Origin of the sequence: Streptomyces katrae (genome assembly GCF_000966975.1) — a bacterium.
Taxonomy (GTDB): domain Bacteria; phylum Actinomycetota; class Actinomycetes; order Streptomycetales; family Streptomycetaceae; genus Streptomyces; species Streptomyces katrae.
The window spans coordinates 1-13,624 of sequence record NZ_JZWV01000569.1; the positions used below are offsets into that span (position 1 = coordinate 1).

Sequence of the window (13,624 nt, forward strand, 5' to 3'; positions counted from 1 at the left end):
ACCCTGTGCACCCTGGTGCTGGGCGTGGTGGCCGAGCCGGCCATCGCGCACCTGCTGAGCCCGCTGCTCGACGCCGTCGGGGTGCCCTCCGGGGTGACGCACGCGATCTCGTTCGTGATCGCGCTGGCGCTGGCCACCTACCTGCACATGCTGTTCGGCGAGATGGTCCCCAAGAACGTGGCGCTGGCCGAGCCGGTGCGCACGGCGCTGCTGCTGGGGCCGCCGCTGGTGGCCATGACCCATGCGCTGAAGCCGGTGATCTTCGCGATCAACACCTTCGCCAACACGCTGCTGCGGCTGCTGCGGGTGGATGCGAAGAACGAGGTGGCGGCCACCTTCTCGGACGACGAGCTGGCCCGGATGGTCAAGGACTCCAGCGACGCCGGGCTGATCGACGACCGGGCCAGTGAGCGGCTGCACGACGCCCTGGAGCTCGGGCGGCGCCCTGTCGCGGACGTGGTGCTGCCCGTGGACCGGGTGGTCACGGCCCGGCAGGGCATCACCGCCGGCGGGCTGGAGCGGCTGTCGGCCGAGTCGGGATACTCCCGCTTCCCCGTGGTCGACGGACAGCGGCGGATCCTGGGCTACCTGCACGTCAAGGACGCCCTGGACGCGGAGGAACGGGCCGAGCCCTTCCCGGTGTCGGCACTGCGCCCGATCGCCCAGGTGCGGGCGGAGACCCCGCTGGACGACGTGCTGACCGCCATGCGGGCCAGCCGTACCCACCTGGCGGCGGTCCTCGGGGCGGACGGGGCCATGACGGGGCTGGTGACGATGGAGGACGTGCTGCGCGAGCTGTTCGGCAAGCCGGCCTCCGCCTGACCCGGCGCCGGGCCCGGCCCCGCCCGCCGGTCCCCGGCCCCGCGGGGCCGGGGTACCGCGCGGTAGCATCGCTGCGCCATGGGGATGAATGTGTCTTACACCAGTTTTGTCGCGGTCGGCGACTCCTTCACGGAGGGCATGTCCGACCTGCTCCCGGACGGCTCCTACCGGGGCTGGGCCGATGTCCTCGCCGCCCGGCTGGCCGCGCGCGAACCGGGCTTCCGCTACGCCAACCTCGCGGTGCGCGGGAAGCTGATCGGGCAGATCGCCGAGGACCAGGCGCCCGCCGCCGCGGCGATGGGCGCGGACGTGGTGACCCTGGTCGGCGGCCTGAACGACGCACTGCGGCCCAAGGTGGACATGGGGCGGGTCCGGGGCCATCTGGAGGCCGCGGTGGAACTGCTGGCCCCGTCCTGCGGGCGGCTGGTCCTGATGCGCTCGCCGGGCCGGCACGGTCCGGTGATGGAACGCTTCCGGCCGCGCATGGAGGAACTCTTCACGATCCTCGAGGAGCTGGCCGCGCGGCACGGGGCGCTGCTGGTGGACCTGTACGGGGCGCCGGTGCTCGGGGATCCGCGCCTGTGGGACGCCGACCGGCTGCACCTGACCGCCGAGGGCCACCGCCGGGTGGCGGAGGCCGTCTGGCAGGCCCTGGGCCTGCCCGCCGAGGAGGACTGGACCGCGTCCCTGCCGCCCGCCACCGCCCCGGGCTGGGGCGTGCGGCGCACCGAGGACCTGCGCTTCGCGAAGCGGCACCTGCTGCCCTGGATCGGCCGGCGGCTGACGGGTCGCTCCTCGGGGGACGGCCGCCCCCCGAAGCGTCCGGAGCTTCTGCCATACGCCACCCCGCCGCTCTTGTAGTAAGCCACAATTGCGGGCACTGCCCCCACCTGCGTAAACGCACAGCTCGAGCCCCAGTAGAATCCCTACACGTGACAGCCAAGCCCCGCATCCCCAATGTCCTGGCCGGCCGCTACGCCTCCGCGGAGCTCGCCGTCCTGTGGTCCCCCGAGTACAAGGTGACGCTGGAGCGGCGGCTGTGGCTCGCCGTCCTGCGCGCCCAGAAGGACCTCGGCATCGAGGTCCCGGACGCCGCCCTCGCCGACTACGAGCGCGTCCTGGAGACCGTCGACCTCGCTTCCATCGCCGAGCGCGAGAAGGTCACCCGGCACGACGTGAAGGCCCGGATCGAGGAGTTCAACGCCCTCGCCGGCCACGAGCACGTCCACAAGGGCATGACCTCCCGCGACCTTACCGAGAACGTCGAGCAGCTGCAGATCCGGCTCTCGCTGGAGCTGGCCCGCGACCGCACCGTCGCCGTCCTCGCCCGCCTCGGCAAGCTCGCCGGCGAGCACGCCGAGCTGGTCATGGCAGGCCGCTCCCACAACGTCGCCGCGCAGGCCACCACCCTGGGCAAGCGCTTCGCGACCGCCGCCGACGAGCTGCTGGTGGCCTACGACCGCCTGGAGAACCTGCTCCAGCGCTACCCGCTGCGCGGGATCAAGGGCCCGGTCGGCACCGCCCAGGACATGCTCGACCTGCTGGGCGGCGACGCCGCCAAGCTGGCCGACCTGGAGCAGCGCATCGCCGCCCACCTCGGCTTCTCCCAGGCCTTCACCTCGGTCGGCCAGGTCTACCCCCGTTCCCTCGACTACGACGTGGTCACCGCCCTGGTGCAGCTGGCCGCCGCCCCGTCGTCCATCGCCAAGACGATCCGTCTGATGGCCGGCCACGAGCTGGTCACCGAGGGCTTCAAGCCCGGCCAGGTCGGCTCCTCCGCGATGCCGCACAAGATGAACACCCGCTCCTGCGAGCGCGTGAACGGCCTGATGGTCATCCTGCGCGGCTACGCCTCGATGACGGGCGAGCTGGCCGGCGACCAGTGGAACGAGGGCGACGTCTCCTGCTCCGTCGTCCGCCGGGTGGCCCTGCCGGACGCCTTCTTCGCCTTCGACGGCCTGCTGGAGACCTTCCTGACGGTCCTCGACGAGTTCGGCGCCTTCCCGGCCGTCGTGGCCCGCGAGCTGGACCGCTACCTGCCGTTCCTCGCGACCACCAAGGTGCTGATGGGCGCCGTGCGCGCCGGTGTGGGCCGCGAGGCCGCGCACGAAGTCATCAAGGAGCACGCCGTCGCCTCCGCCCTGGCCATGCGCGAGCAGGGCGCCGAGCGCAACGAGCTCCTCGACAAGCTCGCGGCCGACGACCGGATGCCGCTGGACCGCGCGCAGCTGGACGCCCTGATGGCCGACAAGCTGTCCTTCACGGGTGCCGCGGGCGACCAGGTCGCGAGCGTGGTCTCCCGTATCGAGGCCATCGCCAAGGAGCACCCGGAAGCTGCCGGTTACGCCCCCGGGTCGATCCTCTGACCCCCGAAGAGCTCGAAGCCGCCCGCGACCGCGTCCTCCCGGACGTGGTCGCGGGCGGTCTGCGTGTGCTGTTCTGCGGTATCAACCCGGGTCTCCTCTCCGCCGCGACGGGCCACCACTTCGCCCGCCCCGGCAACCGCTTCTGGCCGGTGCTGCACCTGTCCGGTTTCACCCCCCGCCTGCTGGCCCCCGCCGAGCAGCGGGAGCTGCTGGGCTACCGCCTGGGCATCACCAACGTCGTCGCCCGGGCCACCGCCCGCGCCGACGAGCTGAGCGCGGAGGAGTTCCGCGAGGGCGGGCGGATCCTGACGGCGAAGGTGGAACGGCTGCGCCCCCAGTGGCTGGCCGTCGTCGGCATCACCGCCTACCGCACCGCCTTCCACGACCCGAAGGCCGTCATCGGCCCGCAGGAGCGCACCATCGGCACCACCCGTATCTGGGCGCTTCCCAACCCGAGCGGTCTGAACGCCCATTGGACCGCCGCTTCCATGGCCGAGGAGTTCGCCCGCCTCCGGGAGGCCGCGGCCGGCGCCTAGGGCGGGTCGGTCACGGTGCTCGCAGCCGTCAGCATGTACGGGAACTCTTTGTCCCACTGGGCTACGTACACCACCAGCCACCGCTCCTCCACCCGCCACAGGTGCACATGGCCGGTGGTGTTGCAGGCCTCGCTCCAGGGCTCCGGTATCTCCTCCCCGGCGAACTCCCTGTCCACCAGGGAGCCCACGGCGAAGACCTGCGGCTCGCCCCACCGGGTGGTCAGCGCCTGGACCAGCGCACCGTACTCGGCGACGATCTGTTCGGCCGCCTCCTCCCGGCCGGACCCGTCGTCGTCCCAGAAGTCCCGGGTCCGGCTGAGCGTGACCAGGAGGTGCCCCGGGCCGCCTCCTTGCCCCGGGCCGCCCTCCGGCGCGCTCGGGAAGGCCGTGGCCCGGAGCCGGTCGATCGTGTCGAGGTGCTCTGCCGTGGTCATGCCGTCAGTATCACGGGGGCCACTGACAACTGGCTGGGCGTCACCTCCCTGTCTCAGGCGTCCCGTCGCCGCACCGCCAGCCATCCGCCGGCGAGGGCGGCGAGGGTCCACAGCGCCGTCACCCCGAGGCCGCTCCAGGGGCCGAGGGATCCCTCCGCGTGGGCGCGCATCACCAGCTGCCCGGCCCGGTCCGGCATGAACTGCCCGGCCCCGTCCATGACCTGCCCCACCACGAAGGGGACGATCAGCAGGAAGGGTATGAGCAGGCCCATCACCAGGGTGCCGCTGCGCACCAGCGCGGCGAGGCCGGCGGAGAGCAGGGCGATCAGCGTCAGGTAGACCCCGCTGCCGAACACGGCCCGCAGCGTCCCCGGGTCTCCGAGGGCGAGGGCGTACTCCCCCATGAACGCCTGGCCGGCGACGAACGTGACGAGGCCGGTGAACTGGCCCACGAGGAAGGAGAGCCCCGCGACCGCGACGGCTTTGGACAGGTAGAGCCGGGTCCGGTTGGGCACGGCGGTCAGCGAGACCCGCAGGGCGCCGCCGCGGAATTCGGCGGCGAAGGCGGTGGCGCCGAAGGCGACGGCCGCCGACTGGCCGAAGTTGATTCCGAAGAAGGCACCGAACAGGCGGTCCTCACCGAGGGCGCCGGGCTCCGAGGTGCCTATGGCGGCGGCGGTGAGGACCGTGATGCCGGCGGTGGCGGCGAAGACGGCCAGCAGGGACCCGAGGACCGCTCGGGCGGACCGTATCTTGATCCATTCCGATCGCAGGACTGGGGCGGTGGGCAGGGCGGCGGTGATCACGGATGCGACTCCCATCGGTTTCAGGCGGCGGTGGCGGAGAACGGGGTGCGGTCGGCGGTGAGTTCCAGGTAGGCCTCTTCCAGGGAGGCCCGCTCGTCGGAGAGTTCCAGCAGCGGGACGCCCTCCTGGGCGGCGAGGGAACCGAGTTGCTCGGCCCGTATGCCGTCGACGCTCCAGCGCCCCTCCGCCACGGCGGTCATCCTCAGACCGGCGCGGGCCAGGGCGGCTGCCATCCGCTCCGGCTCGGAGGTCCGCAGCCGCGCCCTGGGCGTACTGCGGGCGTCGATGAAGGCCTCCAGCGAGGTGTCGGCGAGGAGCCGGCCCTGCCCCAGGACGACGAGGTGGTCCACGAACGAGGCGGACTCGGCCATCAGATGGCTGGAGACGAACACCGTGCGCCCCTCGGCGGCGAGGGAGCGCATCAGTTCGCGGATCCAGATGATGCCTTCCGGGTCGAGGCCGTTGGTCGGCTCGTCCAGGAGCAGGACCGCGGGGTCGCCCAGCAGCGCGGCGGCTATGCCCAGGCGCTGGCGCATGCCGAGTGAGAAGGTGCCGGTGCGGCGCCGGGCGACGGCCGCTATGCCGGTCTGCTCCAGGACCTCGTCCACCCGGGAGGCCGGGATGCCGTTGCTGACGGCGAGCGCCAGCAGGGGGTCGCGGGCCCCCCGCCCGCCGTGGGCGGCCTGGGGGTCGAGCAGGGCGCCCACCTGACGGAGCGGGCGGTCGAGGCCGGTGAACCGGCTCCCGCCGATGGTGGCCGTGCCGGCGGTGGGCCGGTCCAGGCCCAGGATCATGCGCATGGTGGTGGACTTGCCGGCTCCGTTGGGTCCCAGGAAGCCGGTGACCTTCCCGGGCAGTACGTCGAAGGTGAGGTGGTCCACCACCCGTCGGGCGCCGTGGTCCTTGGTCAGTTCGCGGATCTCGATGCGGTTCATGGCTCCAGATTCGCCGCCGCGCCACCCCTCGCCCCTCCCCCGTGCGAGGGTGCCGTCTCCCCCACGTGGGGGAGACGGTCGCGGCGGGCCCCCTGACACGATGAGGGCATGTACCGACTACTCCGCGCACCGCTGCGGCCGGTGACGTACTCGCGCTGGCTGCACCTGTGCGTTCCGCTGCTGCTGCTCGCCCTGTGGATGTTCATCAATCCGCGCTGGCCGTGGATGCCCCTGCTGATCGTCATACCGTTCGGCTTCGTGCCGTGGGTGCGGCTGGCCGAGGGGCTCCAGGCGCAGTTCCTGCTGACCCCCCGGGTCCGGGAGGGCGCGGAGGACGGTGAGGCCGGGGACAACGGCATCGGCGCCGCGGTTTCGGCGCGTTGGGCGGACCGGTGGCGGACCGTGCTGTGGCTGGAGATACGCCTGGTGGTGTCCGGGGCGGCGATGTTCGCCACCGTGTGGCTGCCGGTGGTGACCGTCGAGCTGATCGCGCTCGCGCTCGGACACCCCCTGAACGCCGACCCGCTGGTGCCCTTCGCACCGCCGCCGTGGGCCGCCGCCCTGCTGGCGCCGGTCCCGCTGGTCGTGCTGATCGTGGTCGTGGTCCTGCTCGGCGAGCTGATCACGGCCGTCGCGCGCCGGCTGCTGGGCCCTTCGGCCGCCGAGCGGCTGACGGCGCTGGAGGCGCGTACGGAGCAGTTGCTGGAGCGGACCCGCATCGCGCGCGAGCTGCACGACTCCATCGGGCACGCGCTGACCGTGGCGGTGGTCCAGGCAGGAGCGGCACGGGCCGCGGGCGACCCGGAGTTCACCGACCGCGCGCTCAGCGCGATCGAGGAGACGGGCCGGGCCGCCCTGGAGGACCTGGAGCGGGTGTTGCTGGTGCTGCGGGAGTCCGCGCGGCCGGCGTCGCAGCGGCCGACCCTGGCCGAAGCGGACCGGCTGCTGGAGTCGGCCCGCGCCTCGGGAGCGCCGGTGGAGGCCGAACTGTCGGGTGCGCTGGAGGACTTGCCCGGTCCCGTCACCCGGGAGGGGTATCGGATCCTGCAGGAGGCGCTCACGAACGTGCTGCGGCACTGCGGCCCCGTTCCGGTCCGCGTACGGGTCGAGATGGCCGACGGCCGGCTGGAGCTGGAGGTGACGAACCCGCTGCCGGAGCGCCCCTCCTTCAGCACGGGTGGGGGGAGCGGGCTGCGCGGGATACGGGAGCGGGCCTCACTGCTCGGCGGCGAGGCCGAAACCGGTCCCCACCAGGGCGGCTGGCGGGTGCGCGCGAGGCTTCCGCTGGAGCGAATACGCTGACCGGATGCCGGTTACCGTACTGCTCGTCGACGACGAACCCCTGGTGCGCGCGGGTCTGCGCGCGGTCCTGGAATCCCAGCCCGACATCGAGGTGGTGGGGGAGGCGGCGGACGGGGCGTCGGTCATCCCACTCGTCCGTCAACTGCGCCCGGACGTGGTGGCGATGGACGTGCGGATGCCGCTGCTCGACGGGATCGAGGCGACCAGGGCGGTCCTGCGGTCGGTCGACTCGCCCCCGAAGATCATCGTGGTCACGACCTTCGAGAACGACGAGTACGTCTACCAGGCGCTGCGCGCGGGGGCCGACGGGTTCCTGCTGAAGCGGGCCCGGCCCGCGGAGATCGTGCACGCGGTGCGGCTGGTGGCGGAGGGGGAGACCCTGCTGTTCCCGTCGGCCGTGCGGTCCCTCGCGGCCGAGTACGGCAACCGGCAGGCCCGCGCCGCCCTGGAGCGGGCCGCGCTGACCGAGCGGGAGGAGGCCGTCCTGCGCCTCATGGCGCGCGGGCTGACCAATGTGGAGATCGCCCGCGAGCTGATCGTCGGCACGGAGACGGTGAAGTCGCACGTCAGCGCGATCCTGGGCAAGCTGGGTGCGCGTGACCGCACCCAGGCGGTGATCGCCGCGTACGAGTCCGGTTTCGTCTCGCCCGCCTGAGGGCCCGCTTCTCGCCGCTGCGCCGGAGGCGCAGTACGATCCGGCTGACAGGGCCGCTAGCTGGGAGGACACACGTTGGGGCAGCTGACCGGCGGGGATCCCTCTCTGCTCAGGCGGATCAATTCGGCCGTGGTGCTGCGTGCGCTGCGCGCAGCCGAGTCGCCGACGCTCACCGACCTCACCCGGGTGACCGGGCTCTCCCGGCCGACGGTCGAGGGGGTGGTGGAGGGGCTGATGGGCGCCGGCCTGGTGGTCGAGGCCGACGCCGAGGAAGGTGCGCGGCGTCAGGGCCGGCCGGCGAGGAGGTTCCGTTTCAGGGCCGAGGCCGGCCATCTGCTGGGCATCGAGATCGGCTCGCACCGGGTCGCGGTCCTGCTGTCCGGCCTGGACGGCCGGGTGATCGGGGCGGGGACGAAGGACGTGGCCGAGAGCGCGTCGGCCGACGAGCGGCTGGAGAAGGTCAGGGCCGCGGTGGCGGATCTGCTGCGCCGGGCCGGCATCCCGCGCGACTCGCTGCGGGCGGTCGGGGTCGGCAGTCCCGGAATCGTGGAGGCCGACGGGACAGTACGCCTGGGGACGGCCCTGCCCGGGTGGACCGGGCTGCCCCTCGGGGAGCGGCTGCGGCGCTCCTTCCGCTGCCCGGTCCGGGTGGAGAACGACGCCAACGCGGCGGCCGTCGCCGAACACTGGAAGGGCGCGGCACGGGACACCGACGACATGGTGTTCGTGATGGCCGGCCTCAGCCCGGGCGCGGGCTCCCTGATCGGCGGCCGGCTGCACCGGGGCTTCGGCGGCGCGGCGGGCGAGATCGGCGCCCTGCACCTGCTGGGACGGGAAGCCACCCCCGAGCGGCTGCTGTCGACGACGGGCGAACCGCTGCATCCGCTGGACGAGCCGGCGGTGGCCGAGGTCTTCGCGATGGCCAGGCGGGGCGACGAGCGGGCGGTGGCCGCGGTGGAACGATTCCTCCAGCGGCTGGTGCACGATGTGGCGGCGCTGGTGCTGGCGATGGATCCGGAGCTGGTGGTGGTCGGCGGGTGGGCGGCCGGCCTGGACGGGGTGCTCGAACCGCTGCGGCGGGAGCTGGAGCGGTACTGTCTGCGGCCGCCGCGGGTGGCGCTGTCGCTGCTGGGTGAGGCCGCGGTGGCCACGGGGGCGTTGCGGCTCGCGCTGGACCATGTGGAACAGGAGCTGTTCGCGGTGGAGAGGACCGTCACCGCGCGGTGAGGTCCGGCGGCGGGGCGGGGCGGATGGGTGCCGGTCCGTCGGCGGGTGCCGCTGCACGGTACGTCTCCCCGCTCCGCCCTTCCTCCGTTCCCGCCTCAGGCGCCGGCGCGGCTGAAGACTCGGGGGCTCCGCCCCCGTGCCCCCGCGCCTCAAACGCCGGCGGGCTGCGGATGGCCCCGGCGGCGTTGCGCTCGGTCAGGAGGCGGCGCGGGTTTCGGTGATTTCCATGCCCGTGTCGCCGAAGGTGAGGCGGCAGGTGTCGGCGCGGTAGGTGGCCACCGAGACGGCGGCCGTGCCCTCGGCGGTGAAGTAGCGGGTGGTGACCACGAGCACCGGGGCGCCCGGCAGCCGGTCCAGTTCCTTGGCGTCGTCGGCCCGGGCGGAGCCCAGCTCGACCGAGCGGTCCTGCCCGTCCAGCGCGAGCCGCTGGAGTTCCCGCAGGACGGCGCGCGCCCGGGCGGGCCCGGCGGGGGCGTCGATCGCGGAGAGCCCGGGCACGGAGGCGGCGGGTACGTAGAGCAGCTCGGCCGCGACGGCCTGGCCCTGCGTCACACGGGTCCGGCGCACCGTGTGGACCGGCCGGCCCGCTTCGGTGCCCAGCAGCGCGAGGACCGCGCCTGCCGGTACGGCCTCGACCGCGTCCACGGCCTCCCAGCCGTCGGCGGCCTCACCGGGCCAGCCGTGCCCCGTGCTGCCGACGGCGACGCCAACGCGCGGCGGGGCGACGGTCGTACCGACCCCGCGGCGGCGCTGCAGGCGGCCTTCGAGTTCGAGCTGCTCCAGGGCCTGCCGCAGGGTGGCGCGGGCGACTCCGAAGCGTGCGGCGAGCTCGCGCTCGTTGGGCAGGATCTCGCCGACCGCGAAGTCCCGGTCCAGCGCCTCGCTGAGCACGGTCTTGAGGTGCCAGTACTTCGGCTCCGGTACCGATTCGAGCTGCGTGGTCCCCACCCTGACTCCTCCTGCAATCGCCGCCGTCGCCGCGTCCGTCGGCAGTTCCAGCGGCAGTTCCGCGCCGCAGTTCCGCGCCCTTGTTTATTAAAGGTTCCTGCACTATCCCTGCGACGATAGGACGGCGCACCCCCTTGGTCAAGACCAATCCTGGCCACTCCGCAGGGCAGATCGGGCATATGTAGCAAGACGTTCATGGGATGTTCGTGCCCGCCGCACGTTTCACGAAGGGCGGGCGCCGGCGGCTACCCGGCAGTAATGATGGGGCGGTCATCTCCGACGGCCCACCCCACTCGCGTCCACCCCGACGAGGAGCAGCATGACCGCCACGGTCTCCTTCACGATCGATTCGCCGCTGGGTCCCCGCACCGCCACCGTCGCCGTCGAACGCGAGGGGAGGGGCGAGCCCCTCCTCCTGCTGCACGGCATCGGCCACCACCTGCAGGCCTGGCACCCGGTCTCCGGCATCCTGTCGGCCGAGTACGAGGTCATCGCCGTCGACCTGCCCGGCTTCGGCGCCTCCGAGCCCCTGCCGCCCGGCGTCCCGTACGACCTCACCACCGTCGCCACGGCCCTCGGCTCGCTCTGCGCCGCGCTCGGCATCGGGCGTCCGCACGTCGCGGGGAACTCCCTCGGCGGGCTGCTCGCCCTCGAGATGGGACGCCTCGGTCTCGTCCGTTCCGTCACCGCCCTCTCCCCCGCCGGCTTCTGGTCGGACGCCGAGCGGCTCTACGCCTTCTCCGCCCTCCACGCGATACGCGCCGGCGCCCGGGCCCTGCCCCCTGCGGTCCTGGAGCGGCTCGCCCGGAGCGCCCCCGGCCGAGCCGCGCTCACCGGCAGCATCTACGCCCGCCCGGGCCGGCGCGCCCCGGAGGCCGTGATCGCCGAGACGCTGGCCCTGCGGACGGCGACGGGCTTCGGGCCGACACTGGCCGCGGGCGGTCCGGTCCGCTTCACCCACGACCTGCCCGGTCTGCCCGTGACGATCGCCTGGGGCTCCCGCGACCGGCTGCTGTTCCCCCGCCAGGGCCCGCGTGCCAAGCGGACGATCCCCGGGGCCCGGCTGGTGCGGCTGCGCGGCTGCGGCCACGTCCCGATGAACGACGACCCGGCGCTGGTCGCCCGGGTCATCAGCGACACGGCGCACGGCACGGAGCACGCCGGTACGGAGCACGCCGGTACGGAGCACGGCACCGCCTCCGGCGACGGCGCCCGCATCGGGGCCTGACCCCGGAACCGGGCCCGGTCGTGATCGGCTGACGGGTGTTCATCCACGGTTCGCGTGGGCGACTCGGCCGGTCTGGTGTGCGACGGCACACTGGTCCGGCCATCCCCCCAGCCGTCCCTGGAGACGCACCCATGGCCTCGATGCCGCACACCCGACGGTCCCTGCTCGGCGGGTCCCTCGCCGTCCCGCTGGGCCTGGCCCTGTCCACGGCGCTCGCCGCGCCCGCGCTCGCCGCCTCGCCCCGGGTCCCCGCCTTCGCCCGCTCCGGCCGTCCGGCCGCCCTCTGGGGCGTCCAGTCCGGGGAGATCACCGCGCACTCGGCCACCGTCTGGACGCGCTCCGACCGGCCGGCGCGGATGTACGTGGAGACCTCCCCGAGCGAGTCGTTCCGTTACGGCGTCCACCGCCACGGCGGCCCCTTCCTCGGCCCGGCCACCGACTTCACCGGCACCACCACCCTGCGCGACCTGCCTCCCGGCCGGCAGATCCACTACCGGGTCGTGCTCACCGACCCCGACGACCCCCGCCGCTGCGGCGAGCCGGTGCGCGGCAGTTTCCGCACCACCCCCGTCTCCCGCCGCCAGAGCGTGCGCTTCCTGTGGTCCGGGGACCTGGCGGGCCAGGGCTGGGGGATCAACCCCGAGCTCGGCGGGTACCGCGTCTTCGACGAGATGCGGCTGCGCGACCCCGACTTCTTCCTCTTCAGCGGCGACACGATCTACGCCGACGGCCCGCTCAAGGCCGCCGTACCGCTGCCCGACGGCCGCGTCTGGCACAACGTCACCACCGAGGAGAAGGCCAAGGTCGCCGAGACCCTCGCCGAGTACCGCGGGAACTTCCGCTACAACCTGCTCGATCACAACCTGCGCGAGTTCTACGCCCAGGTCCCGGTCCTGGCCCAGTGGGACGACCACGAGGTGCGCAACAACTGGTACCCGGGCCAGCTGCTGGACGACCCGCGCTACACCGTCAAGGACGTCGACACCCTCACGGCCCACGCCCGCCAGGCCTTCGGCGAGTACTTCCCCGTGACCGACCTGCGGGGCGGACGCGCGGAGGGCCGGATGTACCGGGTGCTGCGGCAGGGGCCGCTGCTGGACGTGTTCGTGCTCGACATGCGCACCTACCGCGACGCCAACTCCCCGGGCCGCCAGACCGACGACCCGGTCGGCATCCTCGGCACCGAACAGCTGGCCTGGCTCAAGCGGGAGCTCTCGCGCTCGCGGGCGACCTGGAAGGTGATCGCCGCCGACATGCCGCTGGGCATCGTGGTCCCCGACGGGGCCACCGACTTCGAGGCGGTCGCCCAGGGAGACCCCGGGGCCCCGCTGGGGCGCGAGCTCCAGATCGCCGACCTCCTGCGCCACATCAAGCACCAGCACATCACGGGCACCCTCTGGCTCACCGCCGACGTCCACTACACCGCCGCCAACCACTACGCCCCCGAGCGCGCGGCCTTCTCCGACTTCGCCCCCTTCTGGGAGTTCGTCTCCGGACCCATCGGCGCCGGCGGCTTCCCGGCCGGCAAGCTGGACGCCACCTTCGGACCGCGGACCGCGTACGTGCAGTCGGCGCCGGTCGCGAACATGTCCCCGGCGGAGAACCCCCCGTACTACGGCGAGGTCGAGATCGACGGCGACAGCGGGGAGCTCACCGTGCGGTTGCGCCGCCAGGGAGGCGGAGTACTCTTCACCCAGCGGCTCCAGCCCGGCCGCGTCGGACAGCCGTGAGGACACCGGCCCCGGACGACTCCGGCAGCGGAAACCAGCTGGAAAAACGGGAGAAACCGACCAGAGCCACACTTAACCAGTCGGTCACAGATCGTTCGTGATCACGCAACACCCGGGCGCCACAGTGGGTGCATGACTGACCGTAACCCCGCCTCCGCCGCCCCGCGCCCCCACCGCCACCACTGGCGCCGGGACCTCGTCGAACTCGCCGCCCTCTTCTGCGCCGTGGCCGTCGCCGACGGCATCGCCAACCTCGTCGCACACGGCCCGAGCGGCCCGCTCCTGCTGGTCGCCTCGGCCGTCGCGCTCCTGGTCACGGCGGGCTTCCACACCTGGTGGGCCCGCCGTCACAGCCATGCGCCGCCGCCCGGCGCCGCCCTGCCCTCCGACCGGCCCGCGGCGGCCCCGGAGGCAGCCCCCACCACCCCCGCCACACCGGCCGTCGGCGCCCTCTGGCGCATGCGGACGACCGTACGGGACGAGCCCGGCAGCCTCGCCTCGCTGTGCACCGCCCTCGCCCGGGCCCAGGTGGACATCCTGACCCTCCAGACCCACCCCCTCCCCGAGGGCGGCACGGTCGACGAGTTCCTGCTGCGCGCCCCCCGCGACCTGGCCATCGCCGACCTGACCCGGGC

General features: G+C 73.5%; 13 protein-coding genes and 1 pseudogene. 10 read left to right on the forward strand and 4 right to left on the reverse strand.

Going from position 1 to position 13,624, the window contains the following annotated elements:
* From VR44_RS20610 to mug, 4 genes are all read left to right on the forward strand, one after another.
* The coding region (locus tag VR44_RS20610) for a hemolysin family protein (protein WP_045949029.1) at positions 1 to 822 on the forward strand (822 nt) is incomplete at its 5' end.
* Positions 823 to 900: 78 nt separating this feature from the next.
* Complete coding sequence (locus VR44_RS20615; RefSeq protein WP_045949030.1) at positions 901 to 1,683, forward strand: SGNH/GDSL hydrolase family protein; 783 nt, start codon at positions 901 to 903, stop codon at positions 1,681 to 1,683.
* A gap of 71 nt (positions 1,684 to 1,754) precedes the next feature.
* The gene (gene purB / locus VR44_RS20620) at positions 1,755 to 3,188 is read left to right on the forward strand and encodes an adenylosuccinate lyase (RefSeq protein WP_045949031.1); all 1,434 of its coding nucleotides are present in this window, start codon (positions 1,755 to 1,757) and stop codon (positions 3,186 to 3,188) included.
* Positions 3,185 to 3,724 carry a G/U mismatch-specific DNA glycosylase gene (gene mug, locus VR44_RS20625; RefSeq protein ID WP_094191790.1) on the forward strand — a complete coding sequence of 180 codons (540 nt, stop codon included), beginning with the start codon at positions 3,185 to 3,187 and terminating at the stop codon, positions 3,722 to 3,724. Before purB ends, mug begins: the two co-directional genes overlap by 4 nt.
* On the opposite strand, the gene VR44_RS20630 is transcribed toward mug, so the two are convergent.
* From VR44_RS20630 to VR44_RS20640, 3 genes are read right to left on the reverse strand one after another with little or no spacing between them, the layout of a single operon-like run.
* Complete coding sequence (locus VR44_RS20630) at positions 3,721 to 4,158, reverse strand: hypothetical protein (RefSeq protein WP_045949033.1); 438 nt, start codon at positions 4,156 to 4,158, stop codon at positions 3,721 to 3,723. The two genes, mug and VR44_RS20630, sit on opposite strands and share 4 nt — an antisense overlap.
* 53 nt (positions 4,159 to 4,211) lie before the next feature.
* A complete protein-coding gene (locus tag VR44_RS20635; RefSeq protein WP_045949034.1) occupies positions 4,212 to 4,979 on the reverse strand; it encodes an ABC transporter permease in 768 nt (255 codons plus the stop codon).
* 5 nt (positions 4,980 to 4,984) lie between these two features.
* A complete protein-coding gene (locus VR44_RS20640) occupies positions 4,985 to 5,899 on the reverse strand; it encodes an ATP-binding cassette domain-containing protein (protein ID WP_045949035.1) in 915 nt (304 codons plus the stop codon).
* Between the two features lie 108 nt (positions 5,900 to 6,007).
* Between VR44_RS20640 and VR44_RS20645 the strand changes: the two genes are divergently transcribed.
* From VR44_RS20645 to VR44_RS20655, 3 genes are all read left to right on the forward strand, one after another.
* Positions 6,008 to 7,201: a sensor histidine kinase gene (locus VR44_RS20645; protein ID WP_045949036.1), complete on the forward strand. Its 1,194-nt coding sequence runs from the start codon at positions 6,008 to 6,010 to the stop codon at positions 7,199 to 7,201.
* Between the two features lie 4 nt (positions 7,202 to 7,205).
* Positions 7,206 to 7,856, forward strand: coding sequence for a response regulator transcription factor (locus VR44_RS20650; protein WP_045949037.1), 651 nt, complete (start codon positions 7,206 to 7,208; stop codon positions 7,854 to 7,856).
* A gap of 75 nt (positions 7,857 to 7,931) precedes the next feature.
* Positions 7,932 to 9,083 (forward strand): ROK family transcriptional regulator, encoded by a 1,152-nt coding sequence (locus VR44_RS20655; RefSeq protein ID WP_045949038.1) that lies wholly within the window; start codon positions 7,932 to 7,934, stop codon positions 9,081 to 9,083.
* A 195-nt stretch (positions 9,084 to 9,278) separates the two neighbouring features.
* Here VR44_RS20655 and VR44_RS20660 read toward each other — a convergent pair whose 3' ends face one another.
* Positions 9,279 to 10,031, reverse strand: a complete 753-nt coding sequence (locus VR44_RS20660; RefSeq protein WP_045949039.1) for a GntR family transcriptional regulator — start codon at positions 10,029 to 10,031, stop codon at positions 9,279 to 9,281.
* A 319-nt stretch (positions 10,032 to 10,350) separates the two neighbouring features.
* Here VR44_RS20660 and VR44_RS20665 point away from each other — a divergent pair, with 319 nt between their 5' ends.
* The 3 genes and pseudogenes from VR44_RS20665 to VR44_RS20675 all read left to right on the forward strand — a co-directional run.
* Positions 10,351 to 11,259: an alpha/beta fold hydrolase gene (locus VR44_RS20665; RefSeq protein ID WP_094191789.1), complete on the forward strand. Its 909-nt coding sequence runs from the start codon at positions 10,351 to 10,353 to the stop codon at positions 11,257 to 11,259.
* Positions 11,260 to 11,390: 131 nt separating this feature from the next.
* Positions 11,391 to 12,989, forward strand: coding sequence for an alkaline phosphatase D family protein (locus tag VR44_RS20670; RefSeq protein ID WP_425424520.1), 1,599 nt, complete (start codon positions 11,391 to 11,393; stop codon positions 12,987 to 12,989).
* Positions 12,990 to 13,121: 132 nt separating this feature from the next.
* Positions 13,122 to 13,624: pseudogene (locus VR44_RS20675) on the forward strand (GNAT family N-acetyltransferase); the annotation flags it as partial.